16 protein-coding genes and 1 riboswitch are annotated in these 22070 nt (G+C 75.3%); of the genes, 12 read left to right on the top strand and 4 right to left on the bottom strand.

Annotation, left to right across the window (positions count from 1 at the left end; genetic code table 11):
- The first annotated feature begins 3 nt into the window (after positions 1 to 3).
- Genes ACIOFR_RS04415 through ACIOFR_RS04385 form a run of 7 tightly spaced genes read left to right on the top strand, consistent with a single transcriptional unit; the run spans position 4 to position 8952 of the window.
- Entirely contained in the window at positions 4 to 1251 is a 1248-nt protein-coding gene (locus ACIOFR_RS04415; RefSeq protein ID WP_400992340.1) for a glycosyltransferase, read from the top strand.
- Positions 1248 to 2630, top strand: a complete 1383-nt coding sequence (locus ACIOFR_RS04410; RefSeq protein ID WP_400992338.1) for a lipopolysaccharide biosynthesis protein — start codon at positions 1248 to 1250, stop codon at positions 2628 to 2630. Before ACIOFR_RS04415 ends, ACIOFR_RS04410 begins: the two co-directional genes overlap by 4 nt.
- The gene (locus ACIOFR_RS04405; RefSeq protein ID WP_400992337.1) at positions 2627 to 3595 is read left to right on the top strand and encodes a glycosyltransferase family 2 protein; all 969 of its coding nucleotides are present in this window, start codon (positions 2627 to 2629) and stop codon (positions 3593 to 3595) included. Before ACIOFR_RS04410 ends, ACIOFR_RS04405 begins: the two co-directional genes overlap by 4 nt.
- The gene (locus ACIOFR_RS04400; protein WP_400992335.1) at positions 3592 to 4416 is read left to right on the top strand and encodes a polysaccharide deacetylase family protein; all 825 of its coding nucleotides are present in this window, start codon (positions 3592 to 3594) and stop codon (positions 4414 to 4416) included. Before ACIOFR_RS04405 ends, ACIOFR_RS04400 begins: the two co-directional genes overlap by 4 nt.
- A complete protein-coding gene (locus ACIOFR_RS04395; RefSeq protein ID WP_400992334.1) occupies positions 4413 to 6371 on the top strand; it encodes a glycosyltransferase in 1959 nt (652 codons plus the stop codon). Before ACIOFR_RS04400 ends, ACIOFR_RS04395 begins: the two co-directional genes overlap by 4 nt.
- Positions 6368 to 7675 carry a family 16 glycosylhydrolase gene (locus ACIOFR_RS04390; RefSeq protein ID WP_400992333.1) on the top strand — a complete coding sequence of 436 codons (1308 nt, stop codon included), beginning with the start codon at positions 6368 to 6370 and terminating at the stop codon, positions 7673 to 7675. Before ACIOFR_RS04395 ends, ACIOFR_RS04390 begins: the two co-directional genes overlap by 4 nt.
- Positions 7676 to 7692: 17 nt before the next feature.
- The gene (locus ACIOFR_RS04385; protein ID WP_400992332.1) at positions 7693 to 8952 is read left to right on the top strand and encodes an ATP-grasp domain-containing protein; all 1260 of its coding nucleotides are present in this window, start codon (positions 7693 to 7695) and stop codon (positions 8950 to 8952) included.
- On the opposite strand, the gene ACIOFR_RS04380 is transcribed toward ACIOFR_RS04385, so the two are convergent.
- Positions 8921 to 10132 (bottom strand): FAD-dependent oxidoreductase, encoded by a 1212-nt coding sequence (locus ACIOFR_RS04380; RefSeq protein WP_400992331.1) that lies wholly within the window; start codon positions 10130 to 10132, stop codon positions 8921 to 8923. The genes ACIOFR_RS04385 and ACIOFR_RS04380 overlap by 32 nt on opposite strands.
- Before the next feature lie 157 nt (positions 10133 to 10289).
- Positions 10290 to 10931, bottom strand: coding sequence for a GTP cyclohydrolase II (gene ribA, locus ACIOFR_RS04375; protein ID WP_400992329.1), 642 nt, complete (start codon positions 10929 to 10931; stop codon positions 10290 to 10292).
- A gap of 184 nt (positions 10932 to 11115) precedes the next feature.
- Here ribA and ACIOFR_RS04370 point away from each other — a divergent pair, with 184 nt between their 5' ends.
- Both ACIOFR_RS04370 and ACIOFR_RS04365 read left to right on the top strand, forming a co-directional pair.
- Positions 11116 to 12024, top strand: coding sequence for an NADP-dependent oxidoreductase (locus ACIOFR_RS04370; RefSeq protein ID WP_400992327.1), 909 nt, complete (start codon positions 11116 to 11118; stop codon positions 12022 to 12024).
- 3 nt (positions 12025 to 12027) lie between these two features.
- Positions 12028 to 12786: a VOC family protein gene (locus tag ACIOFR_RS04365; protein WP_400992326.1), complete on the top strand. Its 759-nt coding sequence runs from the start codon at positions 12028 to 12030 to the stop codon at positions 12784 to 12786.
- A 20-nt stretch (positions 12787 to 12806) separates the two neighbouring features.
- Here ACIOFR_RS04365 and lnt read toward each other — a convergent pair whose 3' ends face one another.
- Positions 12807 to 14357: an apolipoprotein N-acyltransferase gene (gene lnt / locus ACIOFR_RS04360; protein ID WP_400992324.1), complete on the bottom strand. Its 1551-nt coding sequence runs from the start codon at positions 14355 to 14357 to the stop codon at positions 12807 to 12809.
- Positions 14358 to 14461: 104 nt separating this feature from the next.
- The gene (gene cobN, locus ACIOFR_RS04355) at positions 14462 to 18073 is read right to left on the bottom strand and encodes a cobaltochelatase subunit CobN (RefSeq protein WP_400992322.1); all 3612 of its coding nucleotides are present in this window, start codon (positions 18071 to 18073) and stop codon (positions 14462 to 14464) included.
- A 120-nt stretch (positions 18074 to 18193) separates the two neighbouring features.
- Positions 18194 to 18336: riboswitch (cobalamin riboswitch) on the bottom strand.
- Positions 18337 to 18431: 95 nt separating this feature from the next.
- On the opposite strand from cobN, the gene ACIOFR_RS04350 reads away from it, so the two are divergent.
- Genes ACIOFR_RS04350 through ACIOFR_RS04340 form a run of 3 tightly spaced genes read left to right on the top strand, consistent with a single transcriptional unit; the run spans position 18432 to position 21759 of the window.
- Positions 18432 to 19634 (top strand): hypothetical protein, encoded by a 1203-nt coding sequence (locus tag ACIOFR_RS04350; RefSeq protein ID WP_400992321.1) that lies wholly within the window; start codon positions 18432 to 18434, stop codon positions 19632 to 19634.
- On the top strand, positions 19631 to 20257 hold the full coding sequence (locus ACIOFR_RS04345) for a precorrin-8X methylmutase (protein WP_400992319.1): 627 nt from the start codon (positions 19631 to 19633) through the stop codon (positions 20255 to 20257). Before ACIOFR_RS04350 ends, ACIOFR_RS04345 begins: the two co-directional genes overlap by 4 nt.
- Positions 20254 to 21759, top strand: coding sequence for a precorrin-2 C(20)-methyltransferase (locus tag ACIOFR_RS04340; protein ID WP_400992318.1), 1506 nt, complete (start codon positions 20254 to 20256; stop codon positions 21757 to 21759). The genes ACIOFR_RS04345 and ACIOFR_RS04340 overlap by 4 nt, the downstream gene beginning before the upstream one ends.
- Positions 21760 to 22070: the final 311 nt, after the last annotated feature.

Genomic DNA, 22070 nt, shown 5'->3' with positions numbered 1-22070 from the left:
GTGATGACCTCCCCTCCCCCCGTCGTCCCGCTCGCCGCACCCACCCGGGTCGTCGAACTCGACCTCGCGCGGCCCGACGAGATCCGCACCCCGGGCGGGCTGCGCCCGGCGCCGACCGGCCGGGTGCTGGCGCTGGTCCGCCGGCACGGGCACCCGCTCGGGCTGGTCACCGCCACCGGCCCGGTCGGCGACCCGGCCGCGCTGCCCCGGGTCGTCGCCGAGGCCGCCCGCAGCCAGCTGGGCGCCGCCGCCGCGGCGGACCCGGCCCCGGAGCCCCCGGCCGCCGCCACCCCGGTCAGCGTGATCGTCTGCACCCGTGACCGCGAGGACCTGCTGGAGCCCTGCCTCGACGCGGTCCTGCGCACGACCCACCCGCGGACCGAACTGATCGTGGTGGACAACGCACCGTCCGACGACGCCACCGAGCGGCTGGTCCGCTCCCGCTACGGCGGCCGGGTCCGCTACCTGCGCGAGCCGGTGGCGGGCCTGGCCCGGGCCCGCAACACCGGCCTGGCCGCCGCCCACGGCGAGCTCTGCGTCTTCACCGACGACGACGCCCTGGCCGACCCCGGCTGGGTGCCGGCGATGGTGGCGGCCTTCCGCGCGGACGACCGGATCGGCTGCGTCACCGGCCTCGTCCTGCCGGCCGAGCTCGACACCGAGGCCCAGGCCGCGTTCGAGCGGTACGGCGGCTACACCAAGGGCTTCACCGCCCGCACCTGGTCGCTGCGCGAGCACCCCCGCGACCCGCTGCTGCCGCTGCGGGTCGGCGGCTTCGGCACCGGCGCGAACATGGCCTTCCGCACCGACCTGCTGCGCCGGATCGGCGGCTTCGACACCGCCACCGGCGCCGGCACCCGGACCTGCGGCGGGGAGGACCTGCTGGCCTTCTTCGCCGTCCTGGAGGGCGGCGGCACCGTCGCCTACCGGCCCGACGCCATCGTCTGGCACCGCCACCGCCGCACCATGGACGGCCTGGCCGCCCAGGTGTACGGCTTCGGTGTCGGCTTCGGCGCCTACCTGGCCGCCGCCGTCGCCCGCCGCCCCGCCCTGCTGGGCACGATGGTGCGGCACGCCCCCCGGTGCGCCGGCGAGATGGTCCGCCGGCGCCGCACCCGCGCCGCCCGCAACGGCGGCCGGGCGCCCGGGGAACTCGGCCGGCTGGAGCTCCGCGGGATGGTCCGCGGACCGCACACCTACCTGCTCAGCCGCTGGCAGCAACGCGGCAACCGGGTCGGCGAGCCGTCGTGACCGCCGGTCTCAGCGCCCGCGCGGGCTCGACCAGGGTCACCCGGCCCTGCTCCTGCCCCGAGCCGCTGCCCTGCCAGTGCTCGTACCTCACCCTGCTCCGGGCCCGGGTGCGGGCGGCCAGGGTGGTCCCGGTGCGCGAGCCGCTGCTGCGCAACGGGCACATCCTGGTGGCGAGCACGGTGCTGGCCGCGGCGCTGGGATCGCTCTTCTGGATCTGTGCCACCCGGTGGTACAGCCCCGCCGTGGTCGGCCGCAGCTACGCGGCGCTGTCCGCGGCCACGCTGCTGTCCGCGCTCGGCAGCTTCAACCTGGGCAACGTGCTGGTGCGGTTCGTCCCGGCGGCCGGGCGGCACACCCGGGGGCTGGTCCTGCGGTGCTACGCCGTCAGCGCCGGGGCGAGCGCGCTGGCCGCCGCCGTGTTCCTGATGCTGATCCCGGTGATCGCACCGCGACTCGGCTACCTGCGGGAGCCGGTCCTGGCGGTGGCGTTCGTCGCGGCGACCGCCGGCTACTCCGTCTTCGTCCTCCAGGACGGCGCGCTGACCGGGCTGCGCCGAACCGGCTGGGTGCTCGGCGAGAACGCGCTGTTCGCGGTCGCGAAGACCGGGGTGCTGGCGCTGAGCGCGCTGCTGGCGATCGGCACCGGCATCCTGGTCTCCTGGTCCGCCGGCCTGGTCGTCGCCATCGTGGTGACCAACGTGGTGCTGTTCCGCCGGGCCGTGCCCGCCCAGCACCGCGCGGACCGCACCGGGGCGCCCGCCCCCACCCGGGTGATGCGCTACGCGATGGCGGACTACCTGGGGAACCTCTCCACCATCGCCGCCTACAGCATCGTCCCGCTGATGGTCCTCAACCAGCTCGGCGCCGAGCAGAACGCCTTCTACTCGCTGGCCTGGATCATCGCCGACACGCTCTACGTCGCCGCGTTCAGCATGGGCAGCTCGCTCATCGTCGAGGCGGCCCGGGCACCCGAGCGGCTGGCCGAGCACGCGCGGCGGATGCTGCGCCACACCGGTCTGCTGCTGCTCGTCGCGACCGCCGTGGTCATCGTCGCGGCGCCCTGGATCCTCAAGCTGTTCGGCCCGGGCTACTCGGAGAGCGGCACCACCGTGCTGCGGCTGATGGTGCTCTCCGCCCTGCCCAACGTGGTGCTGAGCGTGGCGATCGACGTGTGCCGGGTGCGCCGGGCACTGCGTTGGCTGATCGCCCTGCAGCTCACCTTCGCCGTCCTGGTGATCACGATGGTCGCCGTCCTGCTCCCCGCGTTCGGACTGACCGGTGTCGGCCTCGCCTGGCTGATCACCGGATGTGCGATCGCCCTGCCGCTGCTGGTCGCCCTCCCGCGCTGGCTGCCCTCTCCCGACCGGAGGTCGACATGATCACCCGAGGCGACGACGGCCCGACCCTGTCGGTCGTCATCTGCGCGTACACCCTCGACCGGTGGGACGACATCTGCGCCGCGGTCGCCTCCGTACGCGACCAGCGCGTGCGCCCCGGCGAACTGCTGCTGGTGATCGACCACTGCCCCGAGCTCGAACGGCGCGCCACCGCGCAGCTGCGCGACGCGCGGGTGATCCCCAACTCCCGGACGCGCGGCCTGTCCGGCGCCCGCAACACCGGGGTCGCCGCCGCCACCGGAGAGGTGATCGCCTTCCTCGACGACGACGCGGTGGCCGACCCGCAGTGGACGATGCGGCTGCTGGCCGGCTACCGCGACCGCTGGGTGCTGGGCGTGGGCGGACTGGTCCGCGCCTGGTGGGAGAGCGGCCGCCCGCGGTGGTTCCCGCCCGAGTTCGACTGGGTGGTCGGCTGCTCGTACCACGGCTCGCCCCGGACGCCGTCCGCGGTGCGCAACTTCACCGGCGCCAACATGTCCTTCCGGCGTGCGGACATGGTCGCCGCGGGCGGCTTCCGCCAGGACCTCGGCCGGGTCGGCACCAAGCCGCTCGGCTGCGAGGAGACCGAACTCTGCCTGCGGATGGCCGCCCTCAACCCGCACGCCGAACTGCGCTTCGAGCCGGGCGCCGTCGTCCGGCACCACGTCCCGCCGACCCGCACCACCTGGGCCTACTTTCGGGCCCGCTGCTACGCCGAGGGCCGCTCCAAGGCCGTCGTCGCACGGCACGCGGGCAGCGGGCCGGCGCTGGCGGACGAGCGCCGCTACGTGCGGCGCACGGTGCCCGTCGCCGTCGTCCGGAGCGTTCTGCACGCCGAGTTCCGCGCCGCGGCGACGCTGTGCGCGGGCGTCGGCATCACGATGTTCGGCTACACCTCGGGCCGGGCGCGCAGCTTCCTTGCCGGATCCATCGCATCCGCAAGGCGACCGGTCAGGAGCCCGGCATGACCCCGGTACCCGTCTTCCTCTACCACTCCGTGTCGGACGACCCGCCGTCGTGGATCGCCCCCTACACGGTCACCCCGCGGGTCTTCCGCGAGCAGCTCGAACGGATCATGGACAGCGGGCTGTCGGTGGTACCGCTGCGCCGACTGGTCGCGGCCATCCACGGCGGACCGCCGCTCCCGCCCAGGGTCGCCGTGCTCACCTTCGACGACGGCTTCGCGGACTTCTACTGGACGGTCGCCCCGATCCTCTCGGACCTCGGACTCTCCGCCACGCTCTACGTCACGGTGGGGGCCCTGCACCCGCCGGGCGGCACCGGCACCGGGAGCCTGCTGCCGCCCGCGCAGATGCTGAACTGGCGCCAGGTCAACACCCTGGACGCGCTCGGCGTGGAGATCGGAGGCCACACCCAGACCCACGCCCAGCTCGACACCGTCTCCGGCCAGAAGTGCGCCGACGAGGTCGTCGGCTCCAAGCGGCTGCTGGAGGACGTGCTCGGCCACGAGGTGACGGCCTTCGCCTACCCGCACGGCTACTCCAGCCCCGCCGTCCGCCGGCGGGTCCGGCAGGCCGGCTGGACCTCGGCGACGGCGGTCGAGAACAAGTTCAGCTCCGCCGCCGACGACCCGATGCGGATCTGCCGGCTGATGGTCCGCCACGACACCCCGCAACACGTCTTCCAGGACTGGACGATGGGCCGCGGACCGGTGACCGGTCCCGTCCCGGAGAGCCTCTACACCCGGGGCTGGCGCGCCTACCGCCGGCTGCGGGCCGCCGTCGGCAGCCCGGTGGGCGGTCCGCCGCAGGAGGAGCCCCAGTCATGATCGAGCCGCTGAGCGGTGCCGACCCGGCCGACCCCACGACGGCCGACCGACGGACCACGGACGCCCCGGAGCCCCTCGCGCCCCGGCCCGCCGTCGAACCGGTCCCCGCCACCCGTCCGATCGGCCGGATCCACCGGCTGCGCGCCCGCTTTCCCGGCCCGGACGGCCGGTCCGGCTGGGTGATCCGCGTCCTGCTGCCGCTCGGGCTGGCCCTGTGGCTGGTGTCGCTCACCGGCGTGCGGATCGACCGGATGGGCGCCCTCGGCCTGATCCAGGCCCTGCCGCCGCTCTACTGGGCCGCCGTCGTCGTCCTCACGCTGGGCTTCGTCGCGGTGCTGCGCGCCCCGCGGCTGCCCCAGCGCTGGGCCGGCGGGTACGTGGTGGGCCTGATCGCGGTCATCCACGCGACGCCCAGCATCCTGTACCCCGAGCTGCGCTACGCCTGGGCCTGGAAGCACGTCGCCATCATCGACGCGATGATGCGCCACGACGGCGCGGTGCCCGGCTCCTCCGACATGGACGTCTACGACCAGTGGCCCGGCTTCTTCCAGCTCAACGCGCTGTTCCTGCGCGCCACCGGCCTCCACTCGGCGCTCGGCTACGCCTCCTGGTACCCGCTGCTGGCCAACCTGCTGCTGCTCGGCCCGCTCCTGATGATCTACCGGACCTTCACCAAGGACCCCCGGCTGGTGTGGGGCGGTGTCTGGCTCTACTTCTCGACCGCCTGGGTCGGGCAGGACTACTTCTCGCCGCAGGCCTTCGCCTACTTCCTCTTCCTCACCGTGCTGGCGCTGGTGTTGCGCCGACTCGCGGACCGGCGGGCGGCCGACCCCGCCGCGATGCCGCCGGGCGGGGCCAGGGCGCTGTCCAGACCGGCCGAGGAACCGCGCCGGGCGGGCTGGCGGCCGGTGCCGTTCGTGCTGGTGACGCTGCTGATCGCGGCCATCGTCTGCTCCCACCAGCTGACCCCGCTGATGCTGATCAGCTTCCTGGCGATGCTGTCGATACCGCGCCGCAACCGCCGGGTGGTGCTGCCGGTCCTGGCCGTGGCGGTGGTGCTGACCTTCCTGTGGAACGCGACGGTCGCCCGGCCGTACATCTCGGCCAACCTGAACAGCCTGATCTCGGCGCTCAGTTCGCCCGACCGCAACGCGCTGCCCAACCTGTCCCGGCTCGGGACGACCGCGCCGCAGCAGGTGATGGCGTCCTGGGTGGACCGCGGGCTGACCGCGTCCGTGCTGCTGCTGGCCGTGGTGGCCCTGCTCTGCCACCGCTGGGCGCGCCACAGCCCGTTGCCCTGGCTGCTGGTGGCCCCGCTGCCGCTGCTGCTGGCCAACAACTACGGCGGCGAGATGATCTTCCGGGCGTACCTCTTCGCGCTCCCGGCGGCCGCCTTCCTGCTGGCCACCCTGCTGGTGCAGAGCCCGCCGCGGCGGGGGATCCGGGTGTGGATCTCCACGACCGTGATGCTCGCCCTGCTGGCCGGCCTGTTCGTCGGCTACCTCGGCAAGGAGTCGATGAACCGCTTCACCTCGCAGGAGGTCGCCGCGACCCGGTTCGCCACCGAGGACACCCCGCCCGGCTCGCTGATCGTCTCGGCCACCGGCGACCTGCCCGGCGGGGAGATGCGCTACGACGAGCTTGAGCGGATCGTGTTGTCCCAGGGCAGCCTGCCCGACCGGCGACTGCTGCTGAGCGACCCGCTCACGGCGCTGGAGGACACCATGAGCAACCCGCAGGTGACCGGCCCGTCGTACCTGGTCCTCACCCGGTCCCAGGCGGTCGACTCCGACCTGACCGGGCTCTTCCCGGCCGGCACCGTCGAGCGGCTGAACGAAGCGGTGGCCGCCTCCCCGACCTTCGAGGCCGTCTACGCCAACCACGACGCGGTCGTCTACCGCTACATCCCCACGGTGCACGGCCCGCAGCCGACCAGAGAGGACCTCCAGCCGTGACCGGGCCCCGGCGTCCGAGCCCGGTGCGGCTGCTGCTCGGCCTCTCCGGCTGGTTCGCCCTGCTCACCACGCTCCTGCCGCCGGCCGACCCGGCCCGGGTGGCGGTGACCGGCGCCTTCCTGCTGGTGTGCCCGGGTGCGGCCGTCCTGCTCGCGTCGCCGCCCCGGATCCGCGCCGCCACCGACTGGCCCGACCGGCTGGCGACCGCGGCCTTCGCGGTGGCGCTCAGCCTGGCGATCGCCACGGTCACGGCGGTGGCGCTGTTCCTCGCGCACGCCTTCACCCTCGGCCGGGCCCTGGGCGCGCTGGCGCTGCTCACCACCCTCCTGGTGCTGCTGCCGGGCGGCCGCCCGACCGCTCCCGGCGGGGGACGGCCCGAGCCGGACGGGCCGCCGGCGGCCCGCACCGGCGACGCCGGCCGCCACCGGCGGCTGCATCCCCGGGCGGTGGCCGTCGCCGGGTCCGGCGTGCTGCTGCTGACCGCGGCCTGCGGCGGCCCGTCGGCCGCGCCCGGTTTCGCGGTCGCCCAGCCGAGGGCCGAGGCGGCCGGACCGTCCGGCGCTGACCAGCCGGCCGCCCCCGGGCCCTGGCGCCAGGTGTTCCGGGACGACTTCAACGGCACGGCCCTGAACGGGGCCGACTGGGTGACCTGCTACGACTGGAACCGCGCCGGCTGCACCAACGCCGGCAACCACGAGGAGCAGTGGTACCAGCCCGGCCAGGTCTCGCTCGCGGGAGGCTCGCTCGTCCTCGACGCCGAGCGCCGGGACACCGCGGGCAGTGACGGCAAGACCTACCCGTGGACCTCCGGCATGGTCAGCACCGGCCGCGACACCTGGACCGGCACGCCGCGGCACACCTTCACCTACGGCTACTTCGCGGCGGCGATCCGGCTGCCGGCCGCCCCCGAGGGCTTCTTCCCGGCGTTCTGGCTGATCCCGGCCGCGACCCGCGGCACCCCGCCCGAGCTGGACGTGGCCGAGTTCCCCGGCACCGACGGCTTCGTCGACATGAACGTGCACTGGCGCACCCCCTCCGGCGGCGACGACCGGGTCGGCCACCGCTACCAGCCGCCCGGCGGCTTCGGTGGCGGGACGCGGGTGTTCGCGATGGACTGGGAGCCGGACGCGGTGACCTGGTACGTGGACGGGGTCCAGCAGTTCCGGGTCAGCGACGCGTCGCTCGTCCCGAACGTCGCGATGGAGCTGGTCCTCAATCTCGCGGTGGGATACCCGGACTCGCCCCCGTCGTCCGTCGACTCGGCGCAACTGCGGGCCGACTGGGTCTCCGTATGGCAGCACTGAACATCCCGGGAGCCGGTGTGGACACCGAACAGTCCCCGCTCGGTCTCGACCGTGCGGTCCCCGTCCTGCTGGTCAAGGTGGGCCACTACCCGCAGTCGCACAGTGCGGTCGGGGCGGTCCGCACGTTCGGCCGGCTCGGTGTCCCCGTCCATGCGATGGTCGAGGACCGGCTGACCCCGACCGCCGTCTCCCGCTACCTGACGCGGGCGGTGGTGGCGCCCAGCACCGGGTGCGAGCCGCCCGGGCAGCTGGTCGCGGCGATCCGGGAGGCCGCCCGGGCGGTCGGGCGGCGCAGTGTCGCGGTGGCGACCGACGACGAGGCGGCGGTGCTGCTCGCCGAGCACGCCGAGGAGCTGGCGCCGTTCCTGCTGCTGCCGCCGGTGCCGCCGGGGCTGCCGCGCCGGCTGGCGGACAAGGGCGAGCTGGCCCGGCTGTGCGCGGCGCACGACATCCCGACGCCGCGCGCGCTGGCCCCCCGCGACCTGGACGAGCTGCGGGCGTCGGCGCGGGAGTGGGGTTATCCGGTGGTGCTGAAGAACGTCGGGTCGTTCAGCCGGCTGCGGCGTCCGGCGGTCGGCGCCACCACGGTGGTGTCCGACGAGCGGGAGCTGCTGGCGGTCTGCCCGGCGGGCAGCGTCCCCTCGGTCCTGGTGCAGGAGTACCTGCCGCCGGAGCACGCCGAGGACTGGTTCACCCATCTGTGCTGCGGGCCCGGTGGCGAGCCGCTGGCGGTGTTCACCGGGCGGAAGCTGCGGTCCTGGCCGCCGGGGGCCGGCATCACCACCCGGGCCCGTGCGGTGGCCAATCCCGAGCTGGCCGCGCTGGCCGCCCGGCTGTGCCGGCAGATCGGCTACAGCGGCGTGGCGGACCTGGACTGGCGGCTGGACCTCCGTGACGGCCGGTACAAGCTGGTGGACTTCAACCCGCGGGCGGGGGCGCAGTTCCGCCTCTTCGAGACCGCGGACGGCGTGGACGTGGTGCGGGCGCTGCACCTGTCGCTCACCGGGCGTCCGGTGCCGCGGGGCGCGCAGCTCGCCCGCTCGTTCGGGGTCGGTCAGGTGGATCTGCTGTCGGTCGCCGTCACGGCCTGGCAGGAGCGCCGTCCGCCGCGCGGGTCCGGGCCGCGGCGCGGCACCGAGCGGGCCTGGCTGTGCCGGGACGACCCGGTGCCGGCGCTCGCCGAGGCCGTCCGGTTCGGCGGCCGGGTGGCGGTGGGGCTGTCCCGCCGCGCGGTGGGCGGTGCGGTCAGCGGTGTGCGTCGGCCAGGGCGCCGCTGATCCGCCGGGCGGCGAAGCCGGTGCCGGCGACGAACCGCAGCAGCGGCCCGAAGCTGTCGGCGGCCGACAGTCCGGAGAAGTACAGGCCCGGTACGGAGGACTCGAAGGTGGCCGACAGTCGCGGCGCGCCGTGCGGGGTGCGCCGGACGGCCAGCCGGACCCGTTCGTCCAGGAGGGCGATCCGCTCCACGTCGACCTGGTAGCCGGTGGCGGCCAGGACGTGGTCGGCCTCCAGCGTCCGCGTGGCGCCCCTGAGCCGCAGCAGGGCGCCGCCCTCCCGCACCTCGGCGCCCTCCAGGCTGTGCCCGGTGAGCACCGGGAACCGGCCGTCCACCCGGTCGCGGAGCCACCAGGCGCCGGCCGGTCCGAGGACGGTGCGCACCGACCTGGCCCGGCGGCCGTCGGGCAGGTAGCGGAAGGCCGCCGGGATCCGGCTGTAGGCGAGCAGTCCCCAGCCCGGACCGAGGGTGGAGCCGGGGCTGGTGAGGCGGGCGGTCAGCGGGCGGTCCCGGGTGAGGTCGGTCTCGGGCGGGACGCCGAAGAGCAGTTCGTGCGTCCGGGCGATCACGGTGGGCCGGGCGCCGGCCTCGTGGAGCAGGGCGGCGCTCTCCAGCGCCGACTGGCCCGCGCCGATCACCGCGACCCGCTGCCCGGCGAAGGGGCCGAGGTCCGCGTGGGCGGCGGGGTGCGAGGCGAGTCCTGCGGCGGTCAGGGCGTCCAGGAGGGACGGCACCGTGGCGTACGGCTGGAGCCCGGTGGCCAGCACGACGGCGCCGCTGGTGAACGACTCGCCGGTGTCCAGCAGCAGGTGGAACAGCCCGGCCTCGTACCGGACGCCGAGCACCGACGCCCGCTCGACCTCGGGCACGCAGGTGCGTTCGAACCACTCGCCGTACGCGATGAACTCGTCGATCGGGATGGGGTGCTGGTCGCCGCCGTGGGCCCGGCCGGTGGCCGTCCGGAAGTCCTCCAGGCGGTGGCGGTGGGCCGGGTCGGAGATCGAGGAGGCCCGCGGGGTGGACTTCAGGAACATGCCGACCGGCATCCGGGAGCGCCAGCTGTCCATCGGCTCGCCCAGGATCCGCAGCGGGACCCGGTGTCCCTTGAGGTGTGCCGCGACGGCGAGGCCGTACGGTCCTGCTCCGATGACCGTCACCGGGACGGACGCGTCGGCCCTCACGGCCGTCTCCGCCGGGGCGCGGTGCGCCGGTCGCCGGCGCGGGGTGTGCGGTGCGGCGTCATCGGGCCACCTCCTCAGGGGGGCGCGGGAGCCCCGACTCCCAGGGTGCACCGTGGCTCCGGGCCCGGCACGTCCGGCCGGAGCGGATGCGCCCTGGTCAGCCGACCAGGCGGGCCAGCGGGATGGAGTGCCCGGTGTGCTCGACCTTCGCCCGCAGGTAGTGGATGTTGCTGGCGGAGACGTGCACGCCGGTCGGGACGCGCTCGGCGACCTCGATGCCCAGCCGGGCCAACTGCTCTGCCTTGTCCGGGTTGTTGCTGAGCAGCGTGACGGTGGTGATGCCGAGGCCGGCGAGCATCTGGGCGGCGGCGGTGTAGTCGCGGCCGTCCTCGGGCAGGCCGAGGGCGGTGTTGGCCTGGTAGGTGTCGAGGCCGGTGTCCTGGAGGGCGTAGGCGTCGAGCTTGTTGTAGAGGCCGATGCCGCGGCCCTCCTGGCGGAGGTAGACCAGGTAGCCGCCGGCCCGGGCGATCAGCTCGACCGACTCCCGCAGCTGCGGGCCGCAGTCGCAGCGGTCGGAGCCGAAGACGTCGCCGGTGAGGCACTCGGAGTGCAGCCGGACCAGCGGGGTGCCGCCGCGGGCGTCGCCGAGCGCGAGGGCCAGGTGCTCGGCGCCGTCGGCCAGGCCGTGGAAGGTGAAGACCTCCGCCTCGACCCGGAAGCCGTCGGGGAAGGTGAGCGGGATGCGGACCCGGGAGCGCACGGTCGCGGGCGGCTGCTGCTGGGTCTCGGTCTGCGTCATGCCCGGCCTCCGGCGATTGGTTCAAATTCGAACTGCGTCTTCCGGTGCCGACCGTACACCGTGGTTCCAATTTGAACAACAGGTGTCCCGGGAGACCACTTTCGGCCCACCATCCCCAGCCGCCACGGACGGGCACCGCGCAGAGTGGGCAGGGGGCGCAGCCAACTCCGACGAGGGATCACCCATGTCCAAGGCATTCGGATTCACCGACTACGGCGGCCCGCAGCACCAGATCTTCCTGGACCGGCCGGTCCCGGTGCCCGGCCCCGGCCGGCTGCAGATCGCCGTCCGCGCCGCCGGGGTCAACCCCGTCGACTGGAAGATCCGCCGCGGCCTGACCGGCAAGGGCCTGGAACTGCCCGCCGTCCTCGGGGTGGAGGCGTCCGGCGTGGTCGAGGCCGTCGGGGAGGGGGTGACCGGCTTCGCCGTCGGCGACCACGTCTTCGGCACCGCCGCCACCGGCGGCTACGCCGAGCACACGCTGCTGGTCGCCGCGGTCAGCGCCCGCAAACCGGCCGGCGTGGACTTCGCCCGGGCCGCCGCGCTGCCGGTGGCCGCCGCCACCGGGTACGACGGCGTGGAGCACATCGGCCTCAAGGCGGGCCAGACCCTGCTGATCCTCGGCATCGCCGGCGGGGTCGGCAGCGCGGCCGCGCAGATCGCCCGGGAACGCGGCATCCGGGTGCTGGGCACCGCGAGCGAGGCCAACCGGGCGTTCGTCGCGTCGCTCGGCGCCACCCCGGTCCGGTACGGCGACGGGGTGCTCGACCGGATCCTGCTGGCCGCCCCGCAGGGCGTGGACGGCATCCTCGACCTGGTCGGCGGGGCGGACGCCCGGGCGGCGGCCGGGGCGCTGGCCGACCGCAGCCGCCTGATCGCCACCTCCGACCCGGGCACCGCCGCCGAGCTCGGCGGTTCCTTCGTCCGCCGCAGCGGCACCGGCGCCACCCTCGCGGTCCTGGCCGAACTGGTCGCCGACGGCCGGCTCGATCCGCACATCACCGCCACCTACCCGCTCGCCCGGGCGGCCGAGGCACTCGCCGAGGTCGAGTCCGGACACGCCCGCGGCAAGCTGATCCTGGAAGTGAGCTGAACCGTGAAGATCACCACCCCGACCGTCGGCGCACCCTGCTGGGTCGAGCTGTCGACCGTCGACCCCACCGCCGCCAAGGCCTTCTACACCGAGCTGTTCGGCTGGCGCGCCGAGGAGGACCCCAACCCGGAGGCCGGCGGCTACACCGTCCTGTCACTGGGCGAGGCGGCGGTGGCCGGGCTGACCCCGCTCCAGCAGCCCGAGCAGCCGACCGCCTGGTCGGTCTCCTTCGCCACCGCCGACGCCGACGCCACCGCGGCCGCGGTGGTCGCCGCCGGCGGCCGGCTGCTGCTGGAGCCCTCCGAGGTGCTCGACCTCGGCCGGTTCGCGATCGCCGCCGACCCGGGCGGCGCGGCCTTCTCGATCTGGCAGGCCCGCTCCTTCAACGGCGCGGCCGTCATGAACGAGGCGGGTTCGCTGGGCTGGGTGGAGCTGACCACCCGCGAGGTCCACAAGTCCAAGGAGTTCTACCCGCGGGTCTTCGGCTGGAGCGTGACGGTGGGGGAGATGTACACCCAGTGGGGCATCGCCGGCCACGACTTCGGCGGGATGGCCGACATGGCCGACCAGTTCCCCGACGGCACCCCGCCCTACTGGATGCCGTACTTCGCCGTGGTGGACGTGGACCGCACGGCCGAGCGGGCCGCGGCGCTCGGCGCGAGCGTGCTGCTGCCCCCCACCGACGTCCCGGACGGCCCGCGGCTGGCCGTCCTGCGCGACCAGCAGGGGGCGGTGTTCGGCGTGCACGTGGTCGGCGCGTAGCGCCCGGCGGGCGCCGCCGGTCAGGCGTTGGCCTGCTCCTCCTCGGTGGGGGCGGGTGCCGCCGGCGGCACCGCGGCCTTCCGGCCCGGCCGGTAGGCGACCCCGGCCGCCACCAGGGTGATCAGCACGGCCGTCGGCGGCAGCCAGTCGCCGAGCCGGTCGTACCAGGTGAGCGAGGACGGCGCGGCCAGTGGCAGCCGCACGGTCACGGAGCCGGTGGTGCCGGTGTCCAGACGGACCAGCCGGCGGCCCTGGCGGTCGTACGCCACCGACTCGCCGGTCAGCGCCGCCTGGACGACCGGACGGCCGGTCTCGGCGGCCCGGATCGCGCCCAGCGAGGCGTGCTGCGCCGGGGCCCAGGTGTCCTGGAAGGTCGAGGTCGCCGACTGGTAGACGATCATCCGGGCGCCCTGCTCGGCGGCGGCCCGCGACATGTCGGGGAACGCCGACTCGAAGCAGATCAGCGCGCCGACCGGCATCGGGGCGCCCTCGCGGTCCGTGGTCGGCAGCAGGTGGAAGGAGGTGCCGGGGGCGCGGTTCTCGCCGGCCGCGGCGCTCACCCCGGCGATCCAGCCCAGCAACGGGCGCAGCGGGATGTACTCGCCGAACGGCACCAGCCGGATCTTGCGGTAGCGGTCGCGCACCCCGTCCGGGCCGACCAGCACGGCGTCCTTGGAGATCCGGCCGTCCGCCTTGCGGGCGTCCTCGCCGACCAGCAGCTGCGCGCCGATCAGCGCCGACAGCGCCCGGACGTCGCTCAGCGCGGCCGGGTCGCGGTCCAGGTCAGCGGTGGTGCTGCTCTCGCCCCAGACCACCAGGTCGAGCGGCTCCCCGACCAGGCCGCGGCTGATCCGCACGCCGGCGTCCAGCCGGGCCGCCTCGTTCGCGGTCTGGCCGGGCTGCACCAGGGCCACCGTGGCGAAGCCGTCCGGCGGGTCCTGGCGCTGCGCGGCGAACAGCAGCGGGCCGGCGACCAGCGAGGCGACGACCACCCCGGCCGCCAGTGCGCGGGCCGGCAGGCGGTGCGCCGTCAGCAGGATCAGCACACCGGTGTTGGCGGCCACCACGGCCGCGCTGACCAGCCAGACCCCGCCGACCGAGGCCAGTCCCAGGATCGCCGGGTGCTGCCACTGGCTCGCCCCGAGCAGCGCCCACGGCCCGCCCAGCGCGTGCCAGGACCGGGCGAACTCGGTGCTCACCCACACCGCGGGGACGACCACCAGGGCGAGCGCCGCGCGCGCCGGGGTGAGCGGCGGGTGGAGGGTGCGCCACACCGCCAGGCCGAGCGCCGCCTGCAGCGCACCGAACAGCAGGGCCAGCAGGATCAGGCCCGGCCCGATCGACGGGATCAGCCAGTACATCGCGACCAGGATGAACCCGGCGCCGAACCACCAGCCCCGGACCATCGCCTCCCGCGCACCGGGCGCCCGCTGCATCGCCAGCAGGCCCGGCACCAGGGCGACCCAGGCCAGGGCGGCCAGACCCACCCCCGGGAACGCCAGCACGGGCAGGGCCCCGGCGGCGAGGGCGCCGTAACGGGCGGGCTGGGACAGGCCTGCACGAAGGGTCATGCGGTGATTCTCCGCTCATCGAGGCCGTCCCACCTCATTCGCGGGTCACCCGCGTGGCGGACCGGAGGTGAAGATCTCGTGCACCCCCGGCCCGCCCCGCGTTCTCAGCCCTCGCCCTCCAGGTCGCCCTCGGTCTCCAGGAACGCGGTGCGCAGCGCGTCGATCAGCGCCGGGTCGGGCTCGGCCCACAGGCCGCGCTCGGCCGCCTCCAGCAGGCGCTCGCTGATGCCGTGCAGCGCCCAGGGGTTGGCGCCGGACAGGAAGTCCCGGTTGACCGGGTCGAGGACGTACTCCTGGGTGAGCTTCTCGTACATCCAGTCGGCGACCACGCCGGTGGTGGCGTCGTAGCCGAACAGGTAGTCCACCGTGGCCGCCATCTCGAAGGCGCCCTTGTAGCCGTGCCGGCGCATCGCCTCCATCCAGCGCGGGTTGACCACACGGGCGCGGAAGACCCGGGCCGCCTCCTCGGTGAGGGTGCGGGTGCGGACGGTCTCCGGGCGGGTGGAGTCGCCGATGTACGCCGCCGGGTTCTTGCCGGTCAGGGCGCGGACGGTGGCGACCATGCCGCCGTGGTACTGGAAGTAGTCGTCGGAGTCCGCGATGTCGTGCTCGCGGGTGTCGGTGTTCTTGGCGGCGACGGTGATCCGCTTGTACGCCGTCTCCATCTCCTCGCGGGCCGGGCGGCCGTTCAGCTCTCGGCCGTACGCGTAGCCGCCCCAGACCGTGTAGACCTCGGCCAGGTCGGCGTCGGTGCGCCAGTCCCGACTGTCGATCAGCTGGAGCAGACCGGCGCCGTAGGTGCCCGGCCGGGAGCCGAACACCCGGACGGTGGCCCGGCGTTCGTCGCCGTGCACGGCCAGGTCCGCCTGGACGTGGGCGCGCACGAAGTTGTCCGCCCCGTCCTCCTCCTGCCGGGCGGCGAGGCGCACCGCGTCGTCCAGCAGGGCGACCACGTGCGGGAAGGCGTCCCGGAAGAAGCCGGAGATCCGCAGCGTCACGTCGATCCGGGGGCGGCCGAGCTCCTCCAGGGAGACCGCCTCCAGGCCGGTGACCCGGCGCGAGGCGTCGTCCCAGACCGGCCGCACGCCCAGCAGCGCGAAGGCCTCGGCGATGTCGTCGCCGGCGGTGCGCATCGCGCTGGTGCCCCACAGCGAGAGGCCGACCGACGGCGGGTAGGCGCCGTCGTTGTCCGCCCGGTAGCGCTCGATCAGCGAGCCGGCCAGCGCCTGGCCGGTCTCCCAGGCCAGCCGGCTCGGTACGGCCTTCGGGTCGACGGAGTAGAAGTTGCGGCCGGTCGGCAGCACGTTGACCAGGCCCCGCAGCGGCGAACCGGACGGGCCGGCCGGCACGAAGCCGCCGTTCAGGGCGTGCAGCACCGCGTCCAGCTCGTCGGTGGTGGCCGACAGCCGGGGGACCACCTGGCGGGCGGCGAAGTCGAGCACCTCGCGGACGGCCTCCGGGTGGCCCGCGGCGACCTTCTCCACCGCCTCCGGCGCCCAGTCCTGCGCCTCCATCGCCTCGACCAGGGCGCGGGCCTGCGCCTCGGCGGCGTCGGTGGCGCCGAGCGTCAGCGCCGCCTCGTCCAGGCCGAGCGCCTCGCGCAGGCCGGGCAGCGCGCTGACCCCGCCCCAGATCTGCCGGGCCCGCAGGATGGCCAGCACGATGTTGACCCGGTCGGTGCCCTGCGGCGCCTGGCCGAGCACGTGCAGGCCGTCCCGGATCTGGGCGTCCTTCACCTCGCACAGCCAGCCGTCGACGTGCAGCAGGAAGTCGTCGAAGCCGTCGTCCTCGGGCCGCTCGTCCAGCCCCAGGTCGTGGTCGAGCCGGGCGGCCTGGATCAGCGTCCAGATCTGCGCGCGGATCGCCGGCAGCTTGGCCGGGTCCATCGCCGCGATGTTGGAGTGCTCGTCCAGCAGCTGCTCCAGGCGCGCGATGTCACCGTACGAGTCGGCCCGGGCCATCGGCGGCACCAGGTGGTCGACCAGGGTGGCGTGCGCCCGGCGCTTGGCCTGGGTGCCCTCGCCCGGGTCGTTGACCAGGAACGGGTAGACCAGCGGCAGGTCGCCGAGTACGGCGTCCGGGCCGCAGTCCGCGGACAGCGCCGCGGTCTTGCCGGGCAGCCACTCCAGGTTGCCGTGCTTGCCGAGGTGCACCACGGCGTCGGCGCCGAAGCCGCCGTCCTCCTGCGCGGCCGCGATCCAGCGGTAGGCGGCCAGGTAGTGGTGGCTGGGCGGCAGGTCCGGGTCGTGGTAGATGGCGACCGGGTTGGCACCGAAACCGCGCGGCGGCTGGATCAGCACCAGCAGGTTCCCCGAGCGGATCGCGGCCAGCACGATGTCGCCGTCCGGGTTCTGCGAGCGGTCCACGTACAGCTCGCCGGGCGGCGGGCCCCAGTGCTCCTCGACCCGCCCGCGCAGGCCCTCCGGCAGGGTGGCGTACCAGCGGCGGTAGTCGGCGGCCGGGATCCGGACCGGGTTGCGGGCCAGCTGGTCCTCGGTCAGCCAGTCCTGGTCGTAGCCGCCGGCCGCGATCAGCGCGTGGATCAGCGCGTCGCCCTCGTGCTGGTCCTCGGACGCGTCGTCCAGGCCGGGCAGGCCGGTGCCGAGGTCCATGCCCTCCGCGCGCAGCCGCTCCAGCAGGCGCATCGCGCTGGCCGGGGTGTCCAGGCCGACGGCGTTGCCGACCCGGGCGTGCTTGGTCGGGTACGCCGACAGCACCAGCGCCAGCCGGCGCTCGGCCGCCGGGACGTACCGCAGCCGGGCGTGCCGCACCGCGATGCCGGCCACCCGGGCCGCCCGCTCGGGGTCGGCGGCGTAGACCGTCAGGCCGTCCTCGTCCAGCTCCTTGAAGGAGAACGGCACGGTGATCAGCCGGCCGTCGAACTCCGGCACGGCGACCTGGGTGGCGGTGTCCAGCGGGGACAGGCCGTCGTCGCTGGCCTCCCAGGCCGCCCGCGACCAGGTCAGGCACAGCGCCTGGAGGATCGGCCGGTCCAGTGCGGCGAGCGCGCCCGCGTCCCAGGCCTCCTCGTCACCGCCGGCCTGCGCGTCGGCCGGCCGGGTGCCGCCGGCCGCCAGCACGGTGGTGACGATCGCGTCGGCGGTGCCCAGCCGCGCCAGCAGCTCCGGCTCGGCGCCGCGCAGCGAGGAGCAGTACAGCGGCAGCGCCCGGGCGCCGTGGTCCTCGATCGCCCGGCAGAGCGTCTCGACGAAGCCGGTGTTGCCGCTCATGTGGTGGGCGCGGTAGTACAGCACCGCGATCACCGGGCCCTCGGTGGTCCGGGCGGTGCGCTCCAGCGGCCCCCACTCGGGCGCGGACGCCGGCGGCGCGAAGCCGTGGCCGGTCAGCAGCACCGTGTCGGAGAGGAAGGCGCCCAGCTCGGCGAGGTTCGCCGGGCCGCCGTGCGCGAGGTAGGCGTGCGCCTCGGCGGCGATGCCGGCCGGGACGGTGGACAGCTCCATCAGCTGGGCGTCCGGGGCCTGCTCACCGGTCAGCACGATCACCGGGCGCGGGCCGGCCAGCAGCGCGTCCAGGCCCTCCTGCCAGGCGCGGCGGCCGCCCAGCAGCCGGACGACCACCAGGTCGGTGCCCTCGGTCAGCGCGGGAAGGTCCTCGACCGTCAGCCGGGCCGGGTTCCCCAGCCGGAACGGCACCGGGCCCTCGGAGGCCCGGGCGCTGAGCAGGTCGGTGTCGGAGGTCGACAGCAGCAGGATCATGCGAGGGGCCTCCCGGCCTCGTCGGAGAACGGGCGGGCGGCCCAGGACATGCGGCAGCGCACAGGTCAAGCCTTCCTCGGGGTCCGCGCCCCGTGGCGGTGCCCCCCGGCCGCGGGCCGGAGGGTCGGTCTGAGAGACGGCAGGAGTTCCTGGCTCCCACGGCGGTGAACCGTGGTCACAGTGGCGGGACCGCACCGGGTTTGCACCGGTTTCCTCCCCTTGCGCCGTCGCTGGCACGGGCGGCCCGCAGGGCCACCCGCGCAGCATCGTACGGGGTGCCGACCGGCCGCGGAGCTGCTCCGGGACTGTGATCTAGGAGACCGAGGCAGCCGTTCGGACAATCTGTATGCTCGCCGCCATGCCACCCGAACCCGCCGCCCCAGCGCCGGGCCCCGCCCTGCCCGACCGGGGGCAGGCCGACGCCTGCCCCGGCGCACTGCGCCTGCACCCGGCCGACGACGGCGCGCTCGCCCGGATCCGGGTGCCCGGCGGACTGCTCACCGCCCGTCAGGCGCTCGTGCTGGCCGAGGCCGCCGAACAGCTGGGCGACGGTGAACTGGAGACCACCTCGCGGGGCAACGTCCAACTCCGCGGGCTCGGTTCGGACGCCGGCGCCGAACTGGGGGCCCGGCTGCGCGCGGCCGGCCTGCTGCCCTCCGACACGCACGAGCGGGTCCGCAACGTCGTCGCCTCCCCGCTCGCCGGCCTGGACGGCCGCGGCCACGCCGACGTGCAGGCCTGGGTCCGCGAGCTCGACGCGAAGCTGTGCGCCGCCGGCTGGGCCGTCGGCCTGTCCGGCAAGTTCCTCTTCGCCCTCGACGACGGCCGCGGCGACACCGCCTCGCTGGACGCCGATGTGACATTGATCGCAAGGCCCGCCGGCGACGCGCTGCTGCGCCTCGGCCGGGCCGCCACCGCCCGCGCCGTGCCCGCCGGACAGGCCGTGGACGCCGCGCTCACCGCCGCCCGCGACTTCCTGGCCGCGCTGAACGCCACCGGCACCCGCGCCTGGCACCTGCGCGAGGCACCCCACCTGCTCGACCCCGGCCCGCTGCCGCTGCCCGCCTTCACCGACCCGCACCCGCCCCTGGGCGCCCTGCCCGGCGGCCTGTCGGTCGGCCTGCGCTTCGGCCGGGCCTCCGCCGCCGGCTGGCGGCTGCTCGCCGGGGTCGCGGCGGACGGCCTGCGGCTGACCCCGTGGCGCGGCGCGGTCCTGCCCGGCGCGGACGCCGCCCTGCTGCCCCGGCTGGCCGCGGCCGGCTTCCGGACCGAGCCCGGCACCCCCTGGGACCGGGCCACCGCCTGCACCGGGACGCCGGGCTGCGCCAGGTCGCTCGCCGACGTGCGGGCGCACGCCGCCCCGGCGCTCGACGCCGCCGGCCGCCCCGGCCTTCCGGTGCACTGGTCGGGCTGCGAGCGGCGCTGCGGACATCCGGGCGGGGACTGGGTGGACGTGCTCGCCACGGGGCAGGGCTACCGGGTGACCCGAGGCGAGGCCTCGGTGGAAGTGACGACGGAAGAGATGGCCGAGGCGGTCGCCGAGGCCCGGAGGACCACGTGATCGAGTACGAGAAGGACGGCGCCGAGATCTACCGGCAGTCCTTTGCCACCATCCGGGCCGAGGCCGACCTGGCCGCGCTGCCCGCCGACGTCGCCCAGGTCGCGGTGCGGATGATCCACGCCTGCGGCATGACCGACCTGGTCGAGGACCTGGTGTACTCGCCGGGCGTGGTCGCGCGGGCCCGCGAGGCGCTGCGCGCCGGCGCACCGATCCTGTGCGACGTGAACATGGTGGCCAGTGGCGTCACCCGCAAGCGGCTGCCGGCCGGCAACGAGGTGATCTGCACCCTGACCGACCCCTCGGTGCCGGAGCTGGCCGCCAGGACGGGCAACACCCGCAGCGCCGCCGCCATGGAGCTGTGGCTGCCGCGGCTGGAGGGTGCGGTGGTCGCCGTCGGCAACGCCCCGACCTCGCTCTTCCGGCTCCTGGAGATGGTCGAGGCGGGCGCCCCGCGCCCGGCGGCCGTGATCGGTGTCCCGGTCGGCTTCATCGGCGCGGCCGAGTCCAAGCAGGCACTGGCCGAACACCCGGCCGGCCTGGAACACCTGGTGGTCCGGGGCCGGCGCGGCGGCAGTGCGATGGCCGCCGCCGCCATCAACGCGATTGCGAGCGAAGTGGAATGACGGAACGCCAGTCAGGCCGGCTGTACGGCGTCGGGCTCGGCCCCGGCGACCCCGAGCTGGTCACCGTCCGGGCCGCCGGGCTCATCGGCAGGGCCGACGTGGTCGCCTACCACAGCGCCCGGCACGGCCGCTCGATCGCCCGCTCGATCGCCGAGCCCTACCTGCGCGGCGACCCGATCGAGGAGAAGCTCGTCTACCCGCTGACGGTGGAGACCACCGACCACCCCGGCGGCTACCGCGGCGCGCTCGACGAGTTCTACGAGGAGGCCGCCGCCCGGCTGGCCGCCCACCTGGACGCCGGCCGCGACGTGGTGGTGCTCGCCGAGGGCGACCCGCTGTTCTACGGCTCCTACCAGCACATGCACAAGCGCCTCGCCGACCGCTACCCGACCGAGGTGGTCCCCGGCGTGACCTCGGTCAGCGCCGCCGCCGCCCGCCTCGGCAAGCCGCTGGTGGAGGCCGAGGAGGTGCTCACCATCATCCCGGGCACCCTGCCCGAGGAGGAGCTGACGGCCCGGCTGGCCGCCACCGACTCCGCCGTGGTGATGAAGCTCGGCCGCACCTTCCCGACCGTCCGGCGGGCGCTGGAGCGGTCCGGTCGGCTGGCCGAGGCGCAGTACGTCGAGCGGGCCACCATGCCGGGGGAGCGCACCGCGCCGCTGGCCGAGGTCGACCCGGACTCGGTGCCGTACTTCTCGGTCGCCGTGCTGCCCAGCCGGATCGACCGGACCGTGCCCGAACACCCGGACGGCGAGGGCGAGGTGGTCGTCGTCGGCACCGGACCGGCCGGGCCGCTGTGGCTCACCCCGGAGGCCCGCGGTGTCCTCGCGAACGCCACCGACCTGGTCGGCTACACCACCTACCTGGACCGCGTCCCGGTCCGGGCCGGCCAGCTGCGGCACGGCTCCGACAACAAGGTCGAGGCCGAGCGCGCCGAGTTCGCCCTCGACCTGGCCCGCCGCGGCCGCCGGGTCGCCGTGGTCTCCTCCGGTGACCCGGGCGTCTTCGCGATGGCGACCGCCGTCCTGGAGGCCGCCAGCGCCGACCCGTACCGCTCGGTGCCGGTCCGGGTGCTGCCCGGCATGACCGCCGCGCACGCCGCCGCGTCCCGCGCGGGCGCCCCGCTCGGCCACGACTACGCGGTGGTCTCGCTCTCCGACCGGCTCAAGCCGTGGGAGGTGGTCGCCGAGCGGCTGCGCGCCGCGGCCGGCGCGGACCTCGTGCTGGCGCTGTACAACCCCGGCTCGCGCAGCCGCACCACCCAGGTCGGCCTGGCCCGGGACCTGCTGCTCGAACACCGCGCCCCCGACACCCCGGTGGTGATGGCCCGGGACGTCGGCGGCCCCACCGAGCGGGTCCGCACCGTCCGCCTGGCGGACCTCGACCCGACCCAGGTCGACATGCGGACGATCCTGCTGATCGGCTCCTCCCAGACCCAGGCCGTCGCGCGCGACAACGGCACCGAAGTGGTCTGGACCCCGCGCCGCTACCCGCCGGTCTGACGGCAGCGGCGGGCGCCGGCTCCCCAGGGGGCCGGCGCCCGTTCCCATTCTCGCCGGCGGGTGCCGTCGGGGCCCCGCGTCCGGTGAAAGGCCATCAGTTCCGCCACACCTCAAGGCCGTTGGGATCTCCGGCAGTTCGGCAAACCCGACGGGAATGCGCAGCGGCCCCGCGGGTGGGGGCATTCCGTAAATCCGCCGGTTCGGAGAATGCCCCGCCGGGTGCTTGAATCGCTCTGATCACGTGGCGAGGCACGGGCGCCGAACGGGGCGACGAGGGGCGACCGGGCCGCCGCCGCACGTGCCCGCGCCGG

The sequence above is a fragment of the Kitasatospora sp. NPDC088346 genome (assembly GCF_044740765.1).
Taxonomy (GTDB): Bacteria; Actinomycetota; Actinomycetes; order Streptomycetales; family Streptomycetaceae; genus Kitasatospora.
The sequence above is the reverse complement of the archived record's forward strand: the minus strand, read 5'-3'. Positions and strand labels throughout refer to the sequence as shown.